This window comes from Streptomyces sp. NPDC004111, assembly GCF_042874215.1.
GTDB lineage: Bacteria > Actinomycetota > Actinomycetes > Streptomycetales > Streptomycetaceae > Streptomyces.
This window is the reverse complement of record NZ_JBIAMU010000023.1, coordinates 23734-43448: the sequence shown is the minus strand read 5'-3', so window position 1 is coordinate 43448 and position 19715 is coordinate 23734. Positions and strand designations below refer to the sequence as shown.

16 protein-coding genes are annotated in these 19715 nt (G+C 72.7%); 8 read left to right on the top strand and 8 right to left on the bottom strand.

Going from position 1 to position 19715, the window contains the following annotated elements; genetic code table 11:
- Nucleotides 1–43 precede the first annotated feature (43 nt).
- Entirely contained in the window at nucleotides 44–1642 is a 1599-nt protein-coding gene (locus ACFYVL_RS35940; protein ID WP_389252578.1) for a class I adenylate-forming enzyme family protein, read from the bottom strand.
- A 164-nt stretch (nucleotides 1643–1806) separates the two neighbouring features.
- Here ACFYVL_RS35940 and ACFYVL_RS35935 point away from each other — a divergent pair, with 164 nt between their 5' ends.
- Nucleotides 1807–2280 carry a nuclear transport factor 2 family protein gene (locus ACFYVL_RS35935; RefSeq protein WP_389252577.1) on the top strand — a complete coding sequence of 158 codons (474 nt, stop codon included), beginning with the start codon at nucleotides 1807–1809 and terminating at the stop codon, nucleotides 2278–2280.
- Between the two features lie 43 nt (nucleotides 2281–2323).
- Here ACFYVL_RS35935 and ACFYVL_RS35930 read toward each other — a convergent pair whose 3' ends face one another.
- From ACFYVL_RS35930 to ACFYVL_RS35905, 6 genes are all read right to left on the bottom strand, one after another.
- Complete coding sequence (locus ACFYVL_RS35930; RefSeq protein WP_389252575.1) at nucleotides 2324–3577, bottom strand: beta-ketoacyl-[acyl-carrier-protein] synthase family protein; 1254 nt, start codon at nucleotides 3575–3577, stop codon at nucleotides 2324–2326.
- Nucleotides 3574–4347, bottom strand: a complete 774-nt coding sequence (locus ACFYVL_RS35925) for a thioesterase II family protein (protein ID WP_389252574.1) — start codon at nucleotides 4345–4347, stop codon at nucleotides 3574–3576. Before ACFYVL_RS35925 ends, ACFYVL_RS35930 begins: the two co-directional genes overlap by 4 nt.
- Nucleotides 4348–4406: 59 nt before the next feature.
- Entirely contained in the window at nucleotides 4407–5228 is an 822-nt protein-coding gene (locus ACFYVL_RS35920; protein WP_389252572.1) for a BTAD domain-containing putative transcriptional regulator, read from the bottom strand.
- Nucleotides 5229–5537: 309 nt separating this feature from the next.
- Nucleotides 5538–5939 carry a DUF6009 family protein gene (locus ACFYVL_RS35915; RefSeq protein WP_389252570.1) on the bottom strand — a complete coding sequence of 134 codons (402 nt, stop codon included), beginning with the start codon at nucleotides 5937–5939 and terminating at the stop codon, nucleotides 5538–5540.
- A complete protein-coding gene (locus ACFYVL_RS35910; protein ID WP_389252569.1) occupies nucleotides 5936–7438 on the bottom strand; it encodes a phage/plasmid primase, P4 family in 1503 nt (500 codons plus the stop codon). Before ACFYVL_RS35910 ends, ACFYVL_RS35915 begins: the two co-directional genes overlap by 4 nt.
- Complete coding sequence (locus tag ACFYVL_RS35905) at nucleotides 7435–8592, bottom strand: bifunctional DNA primase/polymerase (RefSeq protein ID WP_389252566.1); 1158 nt, start codon at nucleotides 8590–8592, stop codon at nucleotides 7435–7437. Before ACFYVL_RS35905 ends, ACFYVL_RS35910 begins: the two co-directional genes overlap by 4 nt.
- A 799-nt stretch (nucleotides 8593–9391) precedes the next feature.
- Here ACFYVL_RS35905 and ACFYVL_RS35900 point away from each other — a divergent pair.
- Nucleotides 9392–10624 (top strand): ParA family protein, encoded by a 1233-nt coding sequence (locus ACFYVL_RS35900; RefSeq protein WP_389252564.1) that lies wholly within the window; start codon nucleotides 9392–9394, stop codon nucleotides 10622–10624.
- Complete coding sequence (locus tag ACFYVL_RS35895) at nucleotides 10621–11775, top strand: ParB/RepB/Spo0J family partition protein (protein ID WP_389252562.1); 1155 nt, start codon at nucleotides 10621–10623, stop codon at nucleotides 11773–11775. Before ACFYVL_RS35900 ends, ACFYVL_RS35895 begins: the two co-directional genes overlap by 4 nt.
- Nucleotides 11776–12050: 275 nt before the next feature.
- Here ACFYVL_RS35895 and ACFYVL_RS35890 read toward each other — a convergent pair whose 3' ends face one another.
- Nucleotides 12051–14051 carry an acyl-CoA dehydrogenase gene (locus ACFYVL_RS35890; RefSeq protein ID WP_389252560.1) on the bottom strand — a complete coding sequence of 667 codons (2001 nt, stop codon included), beginning with the start codon at nucleotides 14049–14051 and terminating at the stop codon, nucleotides 12051–12053.
- Between the two features lie 377 nt (nucleotides 14052–14428).
- On the opposite strand from ACFYVL_RS35890, the gene ACFYVL_RS35885 reads away from it, so the two are divergent.
- The 5 genes from ACFYVL_RS35885 to ACFYVL_RS35865 all read left to right on the top strand — a co-directional run bounded on the left by ACFYVL_RS35885 (nucleotide 14429) and on the right by ACFYVL_RS35865 (nucleotide 19493).
- Complete coding sequence (locus tag ACFYVL_RS35885; protein ID WP_389252558.1) at nucleotides 14429–15115, top strand: ScbR family autoregulator-binding transcription factor; 687 nt, start codon at nucleotides 14429–14431, stop codon at nucleotides 15113–15115.
- Between the two features lie 166 nt (nucleotides 15116–15281).
- Entirely contained in the window at nucleotides 15282–16520 is a 1239-nt protein-coding gene (locus tag ACFYVL_RS35880; protein WP_389252556.1) for a cytochrome P450, read from the top strand.
- 223 nt (nucleotides 16521–16743) lie between these two features.
- Nucleotides 16744–17331, top strand: coding sequence for a ScbR family autoregulator-binding transcription factor (locus ACFYVL_RS35875; protein WP_389252554.1), 588 nt, complete (start codon nucleotides 16744–16746; stop codon nucleotides 17329–17331).
- A gap of 291 nt (nucleotides 17332–17622) precedes the next feature.
- Entirely contained in the window at nucleotides 17623–18465 is an 843-nt protein-coding gene (locus tag ACFYVL_RS35870; protein ID WP_389252552.1) for a BTAD domain-containing putative transcriptional regulator, read from the top strand.
- 116 nt (nucleotides 18466–18581) lie between these two features.
- Entirely contained in the window at nucleotides 18582–19493 is a 912-nt protein-coding gene (locus ACFYVL_RS35865) for a ScbR family autoregulator-binding transcription factor (protein ID WP_389252550.1), read from the top strand.
- Nucleotides 19494–19715 lie beyond the last annotated feature (222 nt).

The window sequence follows — 19715 nt, the reverse complement described above, 5'->3', positions numbered from 1 at the left end:
GCCGGGGATTGCCGGGGCGGACCGCGGGGGCGGACCGCGGGGGTCAGGCGGCGGCCTCCAGGGCCGCGCGGTCCCTCAGGGTGCGGCGCAGCCCGCGCCGCTCGGGCTTGCCGACGGGGGTGCGGGGCACGGAGTCGACCACCTCGATGCGGCGGATCTGCTCGAAGCCGGCCAGCAGCGCGTTCGCGCCGTCCGCGATGGAGTCGAGGGTGTCGAGCAGGTCGGGCACGGTGGGGTCGCGCAGCACGATGCCCGCCCAGGTGACGGCGCCGTGCCGGGGGTGCGGCCAGTCGGCGACCACGCAGTCCGCGACCCGGGGGTCCTGGGCGAGGACGTGCTCGACGGCGGTGGGCGAGACGAGTTCGTTGTCGTACTTGAAGACGTCGCCCAGCCGGTCCACCAGGGTCAGTTCGCCGTCGTCGTCGACGTGGCCGATGTCGCCGGTGGAGAACCAGCCGTCCGGCCGCATCCCGCCGTCGCTCCCGTCCAGGTAGCCCGCCATCAGCTGCGGGCCGCGGACCTGCACCTCGCCGGTGGCGTGCGCGCCCAGCGGCCGTCCGCTCCCCAGGTCCACGATGCGGCACTCGGTGCCCGGCAGGGGGCGGCCGACGGTCCCGGTGCGGGTGGCGTCGGGGCTCTGGCAGTGCGAGAGCGGGGAGAGTTCGGCCATCCCGTACCCCTGGACGACGGGCACGCCCAGGCGCCGGGAGAGCGCGCGGGCGGTGGCGGGGGCCAGCGCGGTGCCGCCGGACAGCACGGCGGTCAGCGCGGGCGTCCGGGCGGGCCCGGGGCCGTCCTCGCCGTCGGTGAGCTGTGCGGCCAGGCGGTGCAGCCGGGCGGGCAGCCCGTAGTAGTGGGTGGCGCCGGTGCGGGCGGCCAGGTCCAGGGAGGCCAGCGGGTCGGGGTCGGTGCACAGCACCTGGCAGGCGCCCGCGAACACCGCCGAGTTGAGGTGCATCGTGTGCAGCAGCGGCAGGTGGTTGAGGGTGACGGAACGGGCGTCGAGGCGGTGGGCGGCGGCGGTCTGCGCCGCGTTCGCCACGAGGTTGCGGTGGGTGAGGCGGACCCCGCGCGGCGCCCCGGTGGTCCCCGTCGTGAACTGCACGCAGGCGTCCGCGTCGAGGTCGGCGGGCGGCGCCTCGAAGGCCTCGCAGGGCCCGCCGAGCGCCACCGCGAGCGGCACCCCGTCCCCGGGCACCCCGCCCCGGTCCGCGTCGGTCACCACCACGGCGCGCAGCGCGGGCAGCCGCTCGCGCAGCCCCGCCAGGAGCGCGGCCGTCGCGGCGGGCACGAAGGCGATCTCGACGCCGGCCGTGGACAGCACGTGCAGCAGACCCGCCTTCCCCAGCAGCGGGTTGACCAGGACGGCCGTGTTGCCGCTGCGCACCGCGCCGTAGTAGGCGGCGGCGAACTCGGGGCCGAGCGTGTTGGCCACCCCGACCCTGGCGCCCCGGGAGCCGCCGGCCAGCCAGGCGGTGCAGGCGGCGAGGCGGTCGGTGAGCGCGTCGAGCCGCGCGAAGGTGGTCACCGAGGTGTCCTGGGGGCCGTCCCCGGTGCGCAGGGCCGCGCCGTGCGGGTCGCGGGCCGCGGCGCGCCGCAGCAGTCCGTCCAGGGAGAGCTGGGGGTAGGCGGGTCTCGGCACGGCTGGCTCCTCCTCGTCCCACGGGGATCCACCGGGATCCGGGGGGCCCACACTCGGCCGGGACGCTTGAGGAATCTTCGAAGGGCACTCGATGTGGCCTATAGATGCTGGAGAGCACCCACTCGCACCCTGTCGGGGAAAACTGGAGAAGGGAGCCCACCGGCATGACAGCCCTCATCGCCGCCGTCGCGGCACCGGCGGACCAACCGGAGGCACGGGAAGCGGATTTCGCGGCCCTGTACGCCGAGGTCCAGCAGTTCTACGCACACCAGATGCAGCTCTTCGACTCGTTCCTCGCCGAGGCGTGGGCGGGCACCTTCACGGAGGACGCCGTCTTCGACGTCCCGACGCTGGAGCGCCCGCTGCGCGGCCGGGGCGAACTGGCCGCCTCCGTACGCCGCAACGAGGAAAGCGCCCGGCGCAGCGGCGAACGGCTGCGGCACTGGCTCGGCATGATCGACGTGACCGTCCGCCCGGACGGCACCCTGCACACCCGGGCCTACGCGCTGGTGTACGTCACCACGCACGGCGGCAGTCCCAAGGTGCACCGGGTGTGCGTGATGGAGGACTCCCTGGTGCGCCGCCGGGGCAGCCTGCGCACCTCCCACCGCCTGGTCACCCGCGACGACCTGGCCTGAGGCGCCCGGGGCCGGAGGCCGGCCCCGCCCGGCGGACCGTCCGTCAGACGCTGCTGAGCACCAACGCGCTCTGGGTGCCGCCGAATCCGCTGCCGACCGCGAGCGCCGTCGCGGTGCGCTGCTCGCGGGCGGTGAGCGGGGTGTAGTCCAGGTCGCAGGCCGGATCGGGCTCGTGCAGGTTGGCCGTCGGCGGCACCACCCCGTGCTCGACGGCCAGCAGACAGGCCGCCGCCGCGAAGGCGCCGAGCGCGCCCAGCGAGTAGCCGAGCATGGAGGCCACCGCGCTGATCGGCACCCGGTGCGCGTGCGCGCCCAGGGCCCGCTTCAGCGCGGTCGTCTCGTGGACGTCGCCGCGCCGGGTGCCCGCACCGTGCGCGGCGACGTGGTCCACCGCCCGGGGGTCGATCCGCGCCTCGTCCAGCGCGGTCCGTACGGCCTCGGCGAGTTCGGCGCCGTCGGCCCGCAGCCCGGTCATGTGGTACGCGCTGGAGCGCGCGCCGTACCCGGCGATCTCCGCGTACACATGGGCCCCGCGCCGCCGGGCGTGCCCGAACTCCTCGACGACCAGGACGGCCGCGCCCTCGCCCAGCACGAAGCCGTCCCGGTTGCGGTCGAAGGGCCGGGCGGCGCCCGCCGGGGCCTCGTTGCAGCGGTGCGAGGCGAGCCGCACCGCGTCGAACCCGGCCAGCACGACCGGCGAGATGGGCGCCTCGCAGCCCCCGGTGACGACCACGTCGGCGCTGCCCTCGCGGACCAGGTCGGCCGCGTGCCCGATCGCGTCCAGGCCCGAGGTGCAGCCGGTCGACAGCAGCGAGACGGGCCCGCGCGCACCGACCGCGCGGGCGGCCTCGGCGGCCATCGACGACGGGGCGAGGTAGTCGTAGAGCCGCTCCGGGGCGGCCGGCGGCGCCCCGGTCCGGCCGCCGCCTGCCGCGTACTCCCGGTCGAGGGCGCTCGCGCAGCCCAGCGCACTGCCCAGGGCGAGCGCGCAGCGGCCCGCGTCGAAGTGCCCCGCGGCGAGCGGGCCGCCCAGCCCGCTGTCGGCCATCGCCTCCCGGGAGGCGGCGACGGCGAACTGGGTCGCCCTGTCCAGGCGCAGCGCCTCGTCCAGGCTGAGCCCGCGGGCCAGTTCGTCGAACTCGGCCTCGGCGGCCACCCGGGAGCGGAACGCGGAGGCGTCGAACCTGCTGAGCGCGCGGGTGGCGGTCCGCCCCGAGGTGAGCAGGTCCCAGAAGCCGGCCACGCCGGTGCCGCCGGGCGCCACCACCCCCAGGCCCGTGACGACGGCGCGCCTCACCGGCCCGGCACCGCGGCGTGCGCGGGCACGGCCAGGCGCGCCACCACCCGTGCGGCCCGCCCGATCAGACGCGGCAGCGCCTGCTCCCGTACGAAGAAGTGCCCGCCGGGCACAGTGCGCCGGGCGAAGGGCCCGGTGGCCCACCGCTCCCAGCCCGCCATCGCCTCCGGCGGCGCGAGCGGGTCCTCCCGCCCGGCGACCGCGAGCACGGGCACCGGCAGCGGCCCGCCGTACGCGTCGGCCCCGGCGCGCTCCCCCGCCCCTGCGCGCTCCCGCAGCGCGTCGGCGAGCCGGAAGTCGTCGCGCAGCACCGGCAGGGCGAAGCGGTGCCACAGGTCGCCGGGTTCGGTGCCGGGCGGAACGGAGCCGAAGGTGTCCAGCAGCCGCACCAGTTCGGCGTCGGGCAGGTCCGCGCAGTGGGCGAGCGCGGGCGGCGCGTCGGGCGGCGGCAGGGCCCCGACGGCCAGCAGCGCGGGCAGTGGAACCCCCTGCGTACGCAAAGAGCGAACGAGGGCGGCGGCGATGAGCCCGCCCAGGCTGTGCCCGTACAGCAGATAGGGCCGACCGCTCAGGGCCGACGGCACCACCACCCGGGACACCTCGGCGAGCAGTTCGTCCGGGCAGGTCAGCCGGGTTTCGCCGCGCCGGGCGTCCCGGCCGGGCAGCAGCACCGGCGTGATCTCCACGTCCGGGCCCAGCAGCTTCGGCCAGCGATGGAAGGCCGATACACCGGCCCCCGCGTGTGCGAAGCACACCACCCGCACGCTCATCTGCGCCCCTTTGTCCCGTGTGACCCAGGTCCGGCACGTCCGGCCCGGCGGCCGGCGGTCTATGCCGCGTACAGGTTGAAGGTAGAGCCGCGGCGCGGCCCGGCGCTGATGTCGAGGGCCGGGTCGACGGCGAGCATCGCCTGGTGCAGCCGCTGGACCTGGCGGGAGGGTTCGACCCCGAGGTCGTCGATGAGGCGGGCGCGCAGCCTGCGGTAGACGTCCAGGGCGGTGGCCTGGCGGCCGGCCCGGTAGAGCGCCACCATCGCCTGCGAGTGCAGGCCCTCGTGCTGCGGGTGACGGGCGATCAGTTCGGTGAGTTCGGCGAGGAGTTCGCTGTGCCTGCCTAGCCGCAGGTCCGCGTCGATGCGCCGCTCGACGGTGCCCAGCCGGCTCTCCTCCAGCCGCATGACCTCGATCTCCAGGATGGGTCCGACCCGTACGTCGACGAGCGCGGGCCCCTGCCACAGGGCCAGGGCCCGGCGCAGCATGGTGGCGGCGCCGTCGTCGTCGCCGTCGTCGAAGGCGCTCTGGCCGCCGCTGACCAGCTGTTCGTAGGTGTGCACGTCGACCGAGTCCGGCGGTATCTGGAGCAGGTAGCCGCCGTGCCGGGTCGCCAGGACCTCCTTGGCGCCGCCCGGGGCGCCCGGTCCCATGGCCGTGCCGAGCCGCCGGCGCAGATGGAGGATGTACGTCTGGAGGGTGGTCAGCGCGCTGTGCGGCAGCTCCGTGCCCCAGATCTCCTCCATGAGCGTCGGCACGGGTATGACTCTGCCGGGGTAGAGCGCGAGCAGCGCCAGGATCTGGCGCGGCTTTCTGGCCGTCGGAACGATGGATCCCCCGTTGACCTCTGCACTCAACGGACCCAGAACTTGAATCTCCACGGTCCCCTCCGCCTCGATAGCCCAGTTCCCGTCGATTTCCGGCCTTCGACCCGTGAAAGGTATCCGGGGCCGGTCGCATGGGTCAGGAAGCTCTAGTGAGCATCGAGCGGCTTTCCATGTGCCGCTTCGTGGCGGGCACTCGCGCGGCCCGGGGTGGTGACGCCGTCGTCGCCCCGCCGCAATCCGGCCGTGGCGACACGTTCGGGCCAACGGATTCAGGCCGCTTCGGGCACCCCGGGGGAACGCGGGAGAACGCCCGGGTGATTACGCCGTAATCACCCGGGCGGCCCAGGGAGCCGTGCCGGGCGCCTACAGCGGGAGCGTGATGCCCAGTTCCTGCATCGCGGAGGACGGCGGGCCGCCCTCGGAGCGCTCGGTCTTGCGGCCCTTGGTGCCCGGGGCCAGGGTGCGCGGGTCGACGGCCTCGGCGGGCGCCCCGCTGGAGTACAGCCCGTCGGGCGCGGTGTCCCGGTCGTGCGGCAGCAGCCAGAACACCCGGCGGCGGAAGGTGCCGGAGGACCGGGAGGACTTGGCGCGCGGGCCGAGCACGGCGTAGCCGACCATCCGGCCGTCCCGGTGGTAGGCGGGCTTGCCGCGCCGGGTCGGCAGCCGGTCCAGGCTCTGCCGTACGTAGTCGAGGTCGCTGACGTCCTCCAGCCAGACGAGATCGATTTCGTGGAGGATCTCGTCCTCCGCGATGAGGGCGCTCATGCTGTCTCCTCGTCGGCGAGCAGTCCGATGCCCGGGTAGTACTTCCGCTGGTTCGACAGGATCATCTGCTTGGGGGAGGCCAGACCCACTGCCTCACGGACCCTCACCGCGAAGGCTCGCGAGGAGATGGCCGACGCACCCTCATTTTGGCACCACGCCCGGTAGGCGGCGTACAGGTGTGCCTGTTCCGCCCTCAGGTCGGGGTCCAGGACGCAGGATTCGCCCAGGAAGCGCCCGGTGTGGTCCTCGGTCTCCGCGTACGCGGTGGTGGCGATCCGCACCCGCTCGGGGCCCGTCAGGTTCTTCTCGCCGCGCAGGTAGCGGCGGGCCCCGTCGATCAGCCAGTTGAGGATGCCCGCGCCCTCCTCGGTGACAAGGATGTCGGCCAGGTTGTCGATCTTCCGGTCGTCGGAGACCACCCGCTCGAACGGGATGAGCCGCATGCGGCGCCAGAAGGCGAAGCCGCCGGTGCCCACCTCGGGGCGGTGGTTGCCCAGCAGCCAGAGCTTGTGGGTGGGCTCGAAGCTGAAGAAGTCCTGGCGCATCCGGCGGGCCTTGATCCGGTCGCCGCCGGTCAGCAGCTTCACCCTGGCCTCGTCGAACTTGTCGCCCGGCTTGACCTCGCTGCACACGATGACCCGGCGGCCGTGCAGTTCGGCCAGGTCGGTGGGGTGGCCCTCGTAGGGGCGCGACATCAGGAAGCCCGGCGGGGCGGCGTCCGCGTAGTCGCCGAGCAGCTTCATCAGGACGTCCAGCAGCACCGACTTGCCGTTCTTGCCGGAGCCGAACAGGAACGGCATGACCTGGCCGCCGACGTCGCCGGTGACGGAGTAGCCGAGCAGCAGGTGCAGGAAGTCGATCATCTCCTCGCCCTCGGGCCCGTCGCCGAAGGTGTCGGTGAGGAACCGGTTCCAGCGCGGGGTGGCCGTCGGCCTGGGCGCCAGCGAGGTGGAGCGGGAGTGGAAGTCCTTGTTGGGGTCGGGGGTGCGGATCGTGCCGGTGCGCAGGTCGACGATGCCCGCGGGCGTGCACAGGGCGTACGGGTCGGCGTCCAGCAGCGCCGCGTTGAGCACCATGCCCGGCGCGGACCTGGCCTGGGTGAGCATGGCGTTCATCCCGCTGGTGCTCAGCGCCCGGCGGCGGTGCTGCTGGAGCGAGGAGCTGGTGTGGACGCCGCGCGGGTCGCTGAGCGCGATCGACTCGGCCAGGTCACCGGCCGCCCAGATCACCGTGTCGTCCTCGTCGATCTGCCAGCGGGAGCTGTCCCAGCGGTACCAGCCGAGCCCGGGGATGTGCCGGTAGTCGTTGGCGTAGAGCTTCACGAACAGCTTGGCGTTGCCCCGGTCGGTGAGGGTGTCGGGGAGCAGCCCCTGCGCGGTGGCGGGTGCGGTGCTCTCCGCCGCGGCCTGCGCGGGGACGGCCTCGGCGGCGGGCTGCGCGAGGATCTGCGCGGCCACCGCCCTGGCGTCGAAGAGGGTGTTGTCGTTGTTGCCGTTCACCTGCGGTCCCCCAGCGACAGGGGGCGCAGGGCGCCTGCGCTCAGACCGCCGCGGATGATCGGGCCGTAACGGCGCTCCTGGCCGGGCCGAGCCTGTTCGGCCGCCTCTCTCAGGATGGTCTCGGCCTCGTGTTCCTTCAGGTGTCCCGCAGCCACCAGTCCCCCAGCCGTGTAGGCAGCCCTGTTGAGTTTCTCCGAAAACGCCGCCCCTTCCGGGGCGGACGCGCAGCCCGCCACCTCCGCCAGCACCTTGGAAAGGGCTCTGACGGGGCCCTGGCGGCCTCCCTGGGCCGCCAGGACCGCCTGGCGCGCCCGGGGAGGCACGGGGCGCGGTGCGGGCGCCTGGGCGGACGCCAGGTGCCCGGTGCGCTCCAGCTCGCCGGCCAGCCAGTCGGGCAGCGGCGCGGGTTCGCGCACGCCGTCGACCGGTGTGTAGGTGCCGGCGGCCGTGGTGGTGCCGGGCGCGACGATGTACCCCCCGTGCGCCCGTACGTCGACCTGCCAGGCGAGGGCCCGGCCGGGCCCCGACCCGGTGGAGCAGCGCCAGTGGTGGCTCCACTGGGCCCGGTACCAGACGTGCAGGCCGCCCGAGGGCGTCCGTACCCGCAGGGTCGTCCGGTCCTCCGCGGGGCTGGTGGTGCCGCGCAGCGCCGCCAGGACGGCGAGCGTGTGGAACCCGTTGGCGAGCCCGGCCAGGTCGACGCCGGCGGAGATGTTGATCCCGGGCAGCAGCCGGTCCCGGTCCGGCAGCTGCTGCGGGTGCGCGTCGACGTCGATGACCACGAGCCCGGCGGGCCCGCAGGCCACTCCCGTCCCCAGGCCCGGGGTGCTCCCCCACCACTGCTCGATCCTGGCCGGGTCGAGGGTGGCGGCGTGGAACCCGTGGCACCAGCGTCCGGCCGCGAGACACGCGCATCCCTGATGGGTGTGACCCGGGACCCGGCACAGTTCACAATTGCCCGCGGGCGTCTTGCGGCCCGGAGCCAGCGGATGGACCGGCCAGCCCCGGTGCGCGCACCAGCGGGCGATCGCGGACGGCCCGGCGGAGCCGACGGGAGCGGGCCCGGGTACGGCGGACCCGGCAGGGGCGGCCCCAGTGGCAACGGGGCCCGACCCGTCTGAGTCGCTGCGGTAAAACCGCAGGTCAGGAGTCATGCTTTCCCCCCATCAGCGACCGAAGCGACTCAACGACAGACATAGACTAGCGAAACCGGAGTGATGCGGGGGTCACTTGTTCCCATTACGGGTGTGCCCCTGACGAAGCCGTTCCGGACCCCTCCCGCACGGCCCAGCGACCGACGGTTTCGGCCCAGCGACCGAGCGGCTTTCGGTAGCTGTTCAGTCGCTCCCAAAAAACCGCAGGTCAGAGGCCCTGTAGAGACCCTAACAGCGACTGAAGCGACTCAAGCCCCCTATATATGACGCACACACGCGCACGCACACACGCGCCAATGTCTTCATATACCCGGACCTTGGGTCGCTTCGGTCGCTGTTCCTCGGTCTCACCCCTTCTGACCTGGGCTTTTCCCAGCGACCGAGGCAGCTACCGAAGCCCTTTGGGTCGCTTTTCCTCAGTAGCTGTTCAGTCGCTGGCCCACCGGGAGCAGCGACCGAACAGCTACTGAGCGACCGGGAGCGACCGAGAGCGACTCAAGTCCCCGGCCCCCGGGACCTTGTTCCCGAGGCCTCCTCTCCACCCCCGGGGCACTCCTTCTCCTGCCGGGCTCCAGAGCTGCTTGAGCTGCTTGAGCGACCGAAGCGACCGAAGCGACTCACGCCCCGACAACACCGGAACGCGTCCGTCCGCCTCAGCCGCCCACCCCCTCCGCCACCGGGCCGTCTTTTTCGCCCGTCACCCTCCCGGCCGGGGACTTGTCACCCCGCAACAGAGGGAAAGATGGAAAACTAACGTGTCTGTGCGTCATGCGGTGTCAGTAGTTAGTAATGTGACGCCATGGCAACTCCCCATGCGCAGGGTGACCGCGACAAGGTCGTCTCCAAGCTCCCGTCCTGGCTCCGTCAGGAGCTCAAGATCCGCACCGCCCAACTCGGCGTCGACATCCAGGAAGCCGTCGCCCAGGGCACCACCGACTGGCGCAACCTCGGCTCGAACCTCTCCCCCATCGACACCTCCGGCGCGGAGTCCTTCGCCACGCTGCTGCCCGCGGGCCTGTGGGAGGAGTTCCGTACGGACTGCAAGGCCCGCGGGGTCTCCCTCGTCCAGGGCCTGGCCCAGTCCGTCCAGCTGTGGCTGGAGAAGAACCCGGCCCCCACCGTGCAGCGGCCCGCCTTCACCAAGCGGCTCATCGTCTGCAACCAGAAGGGCGGGGTCGGCAAGACCGCCATCACCGCGGGCACCGGCGAGGCCCTTGCGGAGGACGCCCACTCCCTCTACCCGGTCCGGGTCTCCCGGCACTTCGCCGCCCTGACCGAGGGCGACGCGCACCTCGACTCCGAACTGGTGCCGGGCCCCGGACTGCGGGTCCTGCTCGTCGACTTCGACCCCCAGGGCCACCTCACCAAGCAACTCGGCCAGGACACCCTGCCGATGACCGGCGAGAGCCTCACCAAGCACATGTCCGGCGAGGCCGTCGGCGCCATCAAGGACCTCGTCGTCACCATCGAGGACGAGCGCTTCGGCGACCGGCTGCACCTCCTGCCGGCCTGCACCGACGCCTTCCTCCTCGACGTCAAGCTCTCCTCCGTACGCGCCAGGGAGGCGGCACTGGAGCGGGCCCTGGCACCCCTGGAGGACGATTACGACGTAGTACTCGTCGACTGCCCGCCGAGCCTGGGCCTGAGCATGGACGCCGCCGCCTACTACGGCAGGCAGCGCCCCGAGGAGCCCTCGGGCAACTCCGGGGTCCTCATCGTGGTGCAGGCCGAGGACAGCTCCGCCGACGCCTACGACCTGCTGACCGCCCAGATCGCCGACCTCCGCGACGACCTGGCCCTGGACATCAACTACCTGGGCATCGTGGTCAACCAGTACGACAGCAGGCGCGGCTTCATCGCCACCTCCTCGCTCCAGGCCTGGACCGACATCAAGGACCCGAGGGTCGTCGGCGTCATCGGCGACCTCAAGGAGCAGAAGGAAGCCGTACGGGTCAAGCGCCCGCTGCTGGCGTACGCCCCCAAGTCCGAGCAGGCGGTCGCGCTGCGCGCACTGGCCCGGGAGATCTCATGAGCAGCAAGGCCAGCCGCCTGGGCACCAGCGCCTCCTTCGGCAACGCCCGCCCGGTCAGCGCCCGCCGCGCGGCCATCAACAGCGCGACCAAGGCCCCGACCGAGGGCGCCCCTCCCCCGGTGGTCCTGCCGGTGCACCACATCAGCCTCAACCCCGCGAACCCGCGCGCCACCCTCGGCGACCTCAGCGCCCTCGCGGGCAGCCTCAAGGACCACGGGCAGAAGCAGGCCATCACCCTGATGGCCAGGGACTCCTACCTGGCGGCCAACCCGGACCAGCACGAGCACCTCGAACCCGACACCGCGTACGTCGTCATCGACGGCAACAGCCGGCTGGCGGCGGCCCGCGAGGCCGGTCTGTCCACCATCAAGGTGATGGTCGACGACGAACTGGGCAGCGACCCGGACGAGTTGCTGGAGTCCGCGCTCGTCGCCAACATCCACCGCCAGGCCCTCGCTCCCCTGGACGAGGCCCGTGCCCTCCACTCGCTGCTCGCCGTCCACGGCAGCCAGCGCAAACTGGCGGCACGCCTGCACCGCTCCCAGGGCTGGGTCGCCCAGCGGCTGGCGCTGCTCGGGCTCACCCCCGAGCTCCAGCAGCGGCTGGAGCGCAAGGAGGTCCCGGTCGAACTCCTGCGGGCGGTGGGCAACAAGCCCCCGGAGGAGCAGGAGGCGGAGTTCGAGCGGCTCAGGCTGGCCAAGGAGCAGGAGGAGACGGCCCGGGAGAACCGGAACGCGGCTCCGGCACCGGCCCCGGGTGATTACGCCGTAATCACTCCGCCCTCCGCCCCGGCCCCTGCGGAGGCGCCCTCAGGTGATTACGCCGTAATCACTCCGTCCCCCGCCCCGGTCGAGACGGAGGCCCCCCAGCCCCCGGGTGATTACGCCGTAATCACTTCCGCGCCCGCATCCGCGCCTGGATCCGCGCCCGCATCCGCCTCCTCCGGGACCCGCCCCGAGGCCCCCTCGGGTGATTACGCCGTAATCACTCCCAGGGCTTCCCGCTCCCCCAGGCAGCCGGTCCCCGAGCGCACCCCGGTGGACACCGTGCCCTGGGCGGACCCCAGGGCGGTGCTTGCCGTCGCCCGGCAGCGGATGACGGAGGAGAACTACCGGACGCTGCTCAAGCTGGCCGCCGAAGCCACCGGCTGACGCACGCTCCTGACTGTGGGCGGGGGGGGGGGGGGGGGGGGGGGGCGGGCACCCCCCCCCCCCCCCCCCCCCCCCCCCCCCCCACAGCCGTCTCCGCAGCACTCCGAGCGACCCAAGCGACTGGGGGTCGCAGGTGATTACGCCGTAATCACCCCGCCCACTCCCCCGGTCCCGGCGCGGTCCCTGAGGCGCCGGGTGATTACGCCGTAATCACTTCCACGCCCGCACCAGCCCCTCCGGGACCCGGACCGTGCTCCCGGGTGATTACGCCGTAATCACTTCCCGGCCCACGCGGGCTCGCCCTCGCCGAGGAAGCCGTAGCCGTTCTCCTGGAGCATCGGCAGTGCGCCGAGGAACTCCTCCGGCAGGTCGAACGCGTCGACCAGAGTCGTCATGTGCGGGGCGAGTTCCGAGGTCAGTGCCTCGACCGCCTCCGGCAGCGCCAGGGCGTGCCCGGCCGTCAGCCGGCCCTCCGCGAGCAGGTCCCCGGTGTGCTCACCGAGCTGCTGCAGCAGGAAGAGCAGGCACACGTTCTCCAGCAGGGCGCGCGTCGCGGGCTCCGCCGCCCGGTCGATGGCCCGCGAGAAGGCGTCGGCCGCCCGAACGGTGGCGTGGATTCCGACCATCCGCACCGCGGCGAACGAGGCCGAGTTCCAGCGGCCCAGCGGATCCCCCGCCGGTCCCCTGCGCAGCCCCGCACTCGCCCGGCTCCGCCACAGCCGCTCGGCGTCGGCCAGCAGCCCGCGCAGGAACCGCCGGTCGGTCAGGGGCTGCTCGTCCAGCGGCAGGCCGCTCTCGGCGCGCTCGGCGGCGTCGGTCCCGAAGAGCAGTTCGCTGGCGGCCTTCAGCCAGACGACCAGGTTGTCGCCCTCGGCGGTGATGGTGCCCTCGGTGTACTGGGGGAAGTCGGCGAGGCCGTTCGCCGAGAACAGGGCCTGCGCCCCGCACCGCTCCCGGCACTCGGTGGTGACGGTGCGCGCCTGCCAGGTGATCCAGCCCTTCATCACGGCCACCTCGCGCTCCGCCTCCACCCGCTCCTCGGGCGTGCGCGCCTCGCTCCAGAGGTTCACCGCCTCGCGGTGCGCGAAGGTCATGGCGTACGAGGTGACCAGCGGGCCCAGCAGCCGGCCGTGGTGGCTGCGGTGGGCCTGGAGCGGAACCCGCTCGCCCGCCCTGGCCCCGCTGATGTGCCGGTGCTGGGAGTAGCGGACGGCGATGGCCAGCGCGGCCCGCGAGGCGCCCACCGCGGCGCCGCTCATGCAGAGCTTGCCGGTGGTGACCCGGCCTATCGAGTGCAGGAACCGCTTGCGCCGGTTGCCCAGGACGCTGGTGAGCCGCCCCTCCGCGTCCAGTCGCCCGTGCTCGGCCTCCAGCAGGGCGCTGCGCTCCAGCCGTACCTGGTTGAAGGAGGTCAGGCAGTGGTCCACCGGAGCCCCCGAGCGGTACGGCAGCGGCGTCACGCAGACCCCCGGGAGTAACCCCTCCTCGTCGCTCAGCGGCACCAGGAAGAGGAAGACGCCCTCGTCCCGCCCGCCGACCCGCAGCCGGGCCGCCACCAGCGCGCTCTTGGGCCCGCCGACGGGGCTGGTGTTCGGCATGAACTTCCGGGCGCCCGCCGTCGGGGTGTGCAGCACGAAGCTGTTGGTGATTACGTCGTAATCGGCGACGGTCTCCAGCGCGCTGGCGTCGTTGCCGTGCTCCAGCTCGGTGCACAGGAACGTGCCGGTGCGGCGCATGGAGGTGAAGTCCGACAGGTCGCGTCTGGTGTGGGCCCCGTGGTCCAGGAGGCTCCCGAGGAACAGGTTGTAGTGGATGCTGGCGACGGTGCACAGCCCGCCGCCGCCGTCCACGATCGCGGCCCACTCGTGCAGGCTGGCCAGCATCCGCGGGTCGCCCGCCAGGTCCTCGGGGCTGCCGATCACGGAGTTGACCTCGCGCAGCCGCTCGTAGGAGAGCGCCGCACGGTCGGCGGGGGAGAGGCCGTCGCGGTAGCGGAACGACTCGTCCGAGATGAAGTCGCGCCACATCCCGTGCACCCGCTCCCGCTCGCCCTCGTCGAAGAGCAGCCGGCCGAGCTCCGCGGCGGTCGCGGCGGCGGGGGAGAGGGCGGGGGCGGCGGGGGAGGACCCCGAGGCCGCAGTGAGATGGTCCGTGACGTCGGCGAGGAGCGGCGCGTCCGGGAGGAGCGGTGCGTCGAGGAGCGGCGCCTCCAGCAGCAGAGGCTGGTGCAGCCCGGCAGGAATCAGCTCTTCCGGGCGGTGAGTGAGCACAGACATGTTTCCCCCACAGCGTCATCACGGATCCGATGCAGGCCCTGAAGATACGTACCACCCGGTTTTGTTTACAAGGCTTTCGCGATGACGATTCGCCGTCGAGCTCAAGAGGAATGTCGTATTCAGCGGGGTAAAACCGCGCACATGCGTGGGGAACTTGCCCCGGGTGCGCAGCCATTGAAAAACCGGCTGACTGGTTTTATTGTCCTCTCCCAGGACGCAACTACCGCACATCCAGGTTTTACAGGGGCGCGATCCCGCCTCTGTGGCATCACCGCAGGGTGAAGGCAGGCAGTACGGAGGGCGATGGCGATAAGATACGTACCGTTCGGTCTTTAAATGTTCGAACGGTCCAGGCACAGCACGGCGCGGAGGTACTTGTGGCGAAGCAGGAGCGGGCGGTCCGGACGCGAGACGCGATCCTCGTCGGGGCGGCCGAAGTGTTCGACGAGGTCGGCTACGAGGCCGCGGCCATCTCCGAGATCCTCGGCCGGGCCGGGGTGACCAAGGGAGCCCTCTACTTCCACTTCGCGTCCAAGAAGGAACTGGCGCAGGCGGTGCTCGCCAACCAGGTGCACGCCATCCCGGCGGTCCCCGCACGCGAGCTCACCCTCCAGCAGGGCGTCGACGAGGCCCTGATGCTCGCCCACATGCTCAAGTCGGGCGACCCGATGGTGCGCGGCAGCATCCGGCTCACCGTCGACCAGGGCTCGCGCCTGGACGGACTGGACCGGCGGGTGCCGATGAGCGGCTGGATCGACCGCAACGCGGCCATCCTCGGCGAGGCCCAGGAGAAGGGCGAACTCCTTCCCCAGGTCGACGTCGCCGCCACGGCCAAGCTGTTCGCCGGGAGTTTCACCGGGGTCCAGGTCCTCTCGAAGATCATGACGAACCACGCCGATATGCCGGAACGGGTGGCCGATCTCCAGCGCCACCTGATGTCGAGCCTCGCGCTGCCCGCCGTGCTCGTCCGGCTCGACATCACTCCGCAACGGGCGGCGCAGGTGTACGAGGAAGCGGTCGAGGCCCGCGAGAAGCAGTCGCTCGCGGCCGAGGTGAGCGTCTGACCTCTGCGGGGGAGCGGTGCCCTGCAGAAGTGAGGACGCGGTCCTCGCTTCCCGGTCCCGGCGAGAGGTGATTACGCCGTAATCACCTCTCCCGCTCCGGGCGACCCGTACGACAGGTACGAGTACGACGCAGTGGACATCGACGCATCGACGCAGGGGTGGGGAAATGACGGACGCAACCGGATGCCCGTACGCGCTGGACGTCACCGGACGTGACCTGGCCGGAGAGGCAGCCATGCTGCGGGCCCAGGGCCCCGCGGTCCAGGTGAGACTTCCCGGGGACGTGCGGGCCTGGGCCGTCGTCGGCCAGACGCAGGTCGAGCGGCTGCTGATCGACCCCCGGGTCTCCAAGGACGCGCGGCAGCACTGGCCGGACCTGCGGGAGGGCCGGATCACCCCGGACTGGCCGCTCTATCCCTGGGTGGCCAACGAGAACATGCTGTTCGCCTACGGGGAGCAGCACTCCCGGCTCCGGCGCCTGGTCGCCGGGGCCTTCACCGCACGCCGCTCGGAGGCACTGCGCCCCCGCGTCGAGGAGATCGCCGCCGAACTGGTCGACGACCTCGCCGCCAGGCCGGCCAGCACCACCGTCGACCTGCGCGCTTCGTACGCCGAGTTGTTGCCGATGCGCGTGATCTGCGAACTCTTCGGGGTCCCGCAGGGGGACGTGACCAAGGCCCTGTGCACCGCGCTGCACACCGTCTTCAGCACCACGGTCGGCGCGCAGGAGATGGAGGCGGCCCGGATGGAGGCCTTCGGGCTGCTCGCCGCGCACGTCGCCGCCAAGCGCGCCGAACCCGGCGAGGACCTGACCTCCCTGCTGATCCAGGCCAGGGACGAGGGGGACCGGCTCAGCGAGACCGAACTCCTCGGCACCCTCTACCTGATGATCGCCGGCGGCCAGGACACCACCGCCGCACTGATCACCAACGCCGTCGGCGCGCTGCTCACCCACCCCGAGCAGTACGCGCACGTCCGCTCGGGCCGTGCCTCCTGGGAGGACGTGGCCGCCGAGACGATGCGGGTGCACACCCCGGGCGCGTACTCGCCGATGCGCTTCGCGGTCGAGGACATCGACCTGGACGGGGTGCGGATACCGCAGGGCGACCCGATACTCGTCTCCTTCGCCGCGGGCGGCCTCGACCCCGAGCGGTACGGGGAGCGCGCGGCCGACTTCGACCTGCTGCGCACCGACCGCGACACCCTCGGCTACGGGCACGGCACCCACCGCTGTATGGGCGTCCCGCTGGCCCGGGTGGAGGCGGTCGCCGCCTTCGAGGCCCTCTTCACCCGCTTCCCGGACCTCGCCCTGGCGTGCGCCCCGGACGAACTGCGGCCCATGCCGACCTTCCTGATGAACACCTACCGGGCGCTGCCCGTCCTGCTGGGGGAGCGGGCCCACTGAGCCGGTCCCCACCCGAGCCGGACCCCGCCCGAGCCGGACCCCGAACCGCACAGGAGCTCCGCGGCCCCGCTGGGGGCCGCGGAGCCCTTTTTCGTGGCGCGGGTGATTACGCCGTAATCACTTCCGCCCGCTCTCCACCTACAAACCGCATAAGCGGTTTGTTAATCTGGATGATCAAGGTACGGTGACCGCCGCCGCCTGCCACCGGAACCGGGAGAGAACAATGGCCAAACAGGAGCGAGCGATACGCACACGCGAGTCGCTGATCCTCGCCGCCGCCGAGGTCTTCGCGGAGGAGGGGTACGTGCCCGCCTCGCTGACCACCATCAGCCGCCGGGCCGGGGTCAGCAACGGCGCGCTGCACTTCCACTTCGAGAACAAGCAGGCGCTCGCCCTGGCCGTCGAGGAGGAGGCCGCCCGGACGCTGGACACCATCACCGAGGAGGCGTCCGGCGCGGGCGGCGGGGTGCTCCAGGAACTCGTCTCGGCGACCCACGCCCTGATGGGCAGGCTCGCGCAGGATGTCGTGGTCAGGGCCGGTTTCGAGCTGGGCGGCGGCCTCTCAAAGGGGGCCGGGACCTGTCGGCGCGGCTGGCAGAAGTGGGTCGAGGAGGCGCTGTCCAGGGCCGAGCGGGAGGGCAGCCTGGCGGCGGGCGTCTCGCCGGAGGACGCGGCCGGCGCGATCGTCGCCGCCACCGTGGGCTTCGAGGTGCTCGGCGCCCAGGACCCCGACTGGTACACCGGCCGGAAGGTCGCCGGGTTCTGGGAGCTGCTGCTCCCGCGGCTGGCGCAGACGCGTACCCAAAAATGAGACCGAACGGTTTGGTAAATGCGGCTCTTCCGAACCGCTTGGTCTTCTCCTTTGATCGACTTCCCCGTGTCGCGGCCGGGGGAGTGGAAGTCAAAATTCCCCCAAAAGCTCTGTAGAGAGGCAGGAGTTCGGGGAAGTTGTCCGCTCCGGCGTGAGTATAGGGCCGCTTGAGCGGCCCGCGAGACGCTAACAAAACAGCATGGACGGTTTCGTATTGACAGACCGGTTGGCCTGTTTTTAACTGGGTGTGTACCCGAGTGGCGAGAAGCAGCTCCGAAGAGGGGAAACGGCGTGGACATCGCAGTACTGGGCCCGTTGGCCGTGAGGGAGAACGGGATCTCGGTGACGCCGACGGCCCCCAAGCCGCGACAGGTGCTGGCTCTGCTGGCCCTGCACGCCGACGAGGTCGTACCGGTCGCCGCACTCGTGGAGGAGCTCTGGGGGGACCGGGCGCCGCGCAGCGCGCGCACCACCCTCCAGACGTACGTCCTGCAGCTGCGCGAGATGATCGCCGCCGCCCTGCTGCACGACCCGCAGGACAGCGCGCCGCGCATCGCCAAGGACGTCCTGGTGACCGCACCCGGCGGCTATGTGCTGCACACCTCGGGCGGCGCCAGCGACGTCCGCGAGTTCGAGCGGCTCGCCGGGGTCGGCTACCGGGCCATGGACGCGGGCGACTTCCCGCGCGCGGCCCGCGAACTGAGCCAGGCCCTGGCCCTGTGGAACGGCTCCGCGCTCGCCGACGTCACCGCCGGCCCCCAGCTGGAGATGCAGATACGGCGGCTGGAGGAGACCTGGCTGTGCGCGCTCGACCAGCGCATCGAGGCGGACCTGCGGCTGGGCCGCCACCGCGAACTGCTGGCCGAACTGACCGTCCTGGTCAGCCGCTACCGCACCCACGAGAACCTGCACGGCCAGTTCATGCTCGCCCTGCACCGCTCCGGCCGCCGCAGCGAGGCCCTCGACGTCTACCAGCGGCTGCGCCAGACCCTGGTGCGCGAACTGGGCCTCGAACCCTCCGCGGGCCTGCGCCGCCTCCAGCGCTCGATCCTGATGGCCGGCCCCGAGCAGCCCCTGGAGGCGCCCGCGGCACCCGCCGCCCCCGGCGCCGAACGGCTGAGCCGGGTGGGCTGACCCGCCCGGCGGGACGGCAGCACCGCAACACCCGTGTCACTCGTGTCACCCGCAACACCGGCGTCACCCGCAACACCCGTGTCACCCGCGTCACGCGGAAAGGGGGAGAGGACCCGATGCAGGCCAGATCGGAGCAGACCCGGCACCGGCTGGTGCTGGCCGGAGCGGAGATGTTCTGCCGCAAGGGCTACGCGAACGCCACGCTCGGGCAGATCGTCGCCGCCGCAGGCATGACCAAGGGCGCGCTGTACTTCCACTTCGTCTCCAAGGACCGGCTCGCCGACGCCGTGCAGGAACAGGGCCGCGCCATGCTGCTGGACTTCGTGGCGGGGCGGCGGCAGGCGGGGGAGCCCCCCGTACAGGTCCTCATCGACCTGACGCACTGGCTGGTCCGGGCGCGCTGCGCGGACCCGGTCGTACGGGCCGGCTTCCGGATCGCCCACGAGTGCGCCGGCCGCGTGCCGCCGGTCACCGACTTCCACCAGGTCTGGACGGCCGAGGTGCTGCGCCTGGTCGACGAGGCCCGCGCGGCGGGCGACCTGCGCGCCCACGCCGGGCCGGAGACGACCGAGGTGCTGCTCCCGGCGGCGGTGTGCGGCATCGCGGCACTGGCGGACACCGGACCGACGTACGACGAACTCCGCGGCAGGACAAGGGCGTTGTGGACCGCACTGCTCCCGGTACTGGTCCCGCGCGGCGCCCTGGACCGCTACCGGCTCGCCCCGGCCGACCCCCCTGCCGAAACCGCCACCACCACCCCGGCCCCCGCCCCTGCAAGGACCGAGGAACCCTCTCTGCCCGCCGGACTGGTCGTGTCCGCCATGCCCGCCCTGTCCGAGGAACCCGGCCTGCCTGCCGCGTCCGCCGGACCCGAGAAAACCTCTCTGCCCGCCGGACCCGCCGCGTTCGCCGGACCCGCCCTTCCCGAGGAACCGGCCGCGTCCGCCGAACTCGCCGAACTCGCCGCGTCCGCCACACCAACCCCCTTCGCCCCGGCCCGCGTTCTGGCCGGTGCCGCAGGCGGGTGAGGCACCCGGCTCCCTCCCGGTAACCGGCCCTCCCCGTAACCGGCCCCCTCCCCGGCCGGTCCGCCCACCGCCCGCCCGCCGAACCCGCCCCCCGACCGCACACCCACCGACCACCCGCCTCCCCGCAACCGCCCGCCCCCCCACTCCTCCCCTCGTACCTCCCTCCCCCCCCAGACGGCTGCCGTGCCCGGACCCCCACCGGGCGCGGCAGCCGTTCGTGTT

What these genes read in the sequence shown, in the direction of transcription:
- ACFYVL_RS35935 (WP_389252577.1), top strand. Translation starts at nt 1,807, where the DNA reads ATGACAGCCCTCATCGCCGCCGTCGCGGCACCGGCGGACCAACCGGAG.
- ACFYVL_RS35925 (WP_389252574.1), bottom strand. Translation starts at nt 4,347, where the DNA reads ATGAGCGTGCGGGTGGTGTGCTTCGCACACGCGGGGGCCGGTGTATCG.
- ACFYVL_RS35915 (WP_389252570.1), bottom strand. Translation starts at nt 5,939, where the DNA reads ATGAGCGCCCTCATCGCGGAGGACGAGATCCTCCACGAAATCGATCTC.
- ACFYVL_RS35905 (WP_389252566.1), bottom strand. Translation starts at nt 8,592, where the DNA reads ATGACTCCTGACCTGCGGTTTTACCGCAGCGACTCAGACGGGTCGGGC.
- ACFYVL_RS35900 (WP_389252564.1), top strand. Translation starts at nt 9,392, where the DNA reads ATGGCAACTCCCCATGCGCAGGGTGACCGCGACAAGGTCGTCTCCAAG.
- ACFYVL_RS35895 (WP_389252562.1), top strand. Translation starts at nt 10,621, where the DNA reads ATGAGCAGCAAGGCCAGCCGCCTGGGCACCAGCGCCTCCTTCGGCAAC.
- ACFYVL_RS35890 (WP_389252560.1), bottom strand. Translation starts at nt 14,051, where the DNA reads ATGTCTGTGCTCACTCACCGCCCGGAAGAGCTGATTCCTGCCGGGCTG.
- ACFYVL_RS35880 (WP_389252556.1), top strand. Translation starts at nt 15,282, where the DNA reads ATGACGGACGCAACCGGATGCCCGTACGCGCTGGACGTCACCGGACGT.
- ACFYVL_RS35875 (WP_389252554.1), top strand. Translation starts at nt 16,744, where the DNA reads ATGGCCAAACAGGAGCGAGCGATACGCACACGCGAGTCGCTGATCCTC.
- ACFYVL_RS35865 (WP_389252550.1), top strand. Translation starts at nt 18,582, where the DNA reads ATGCAGGCCAGATCGGAGCAGACCCGGCACCGGCTGGTGCTGGCCGGA.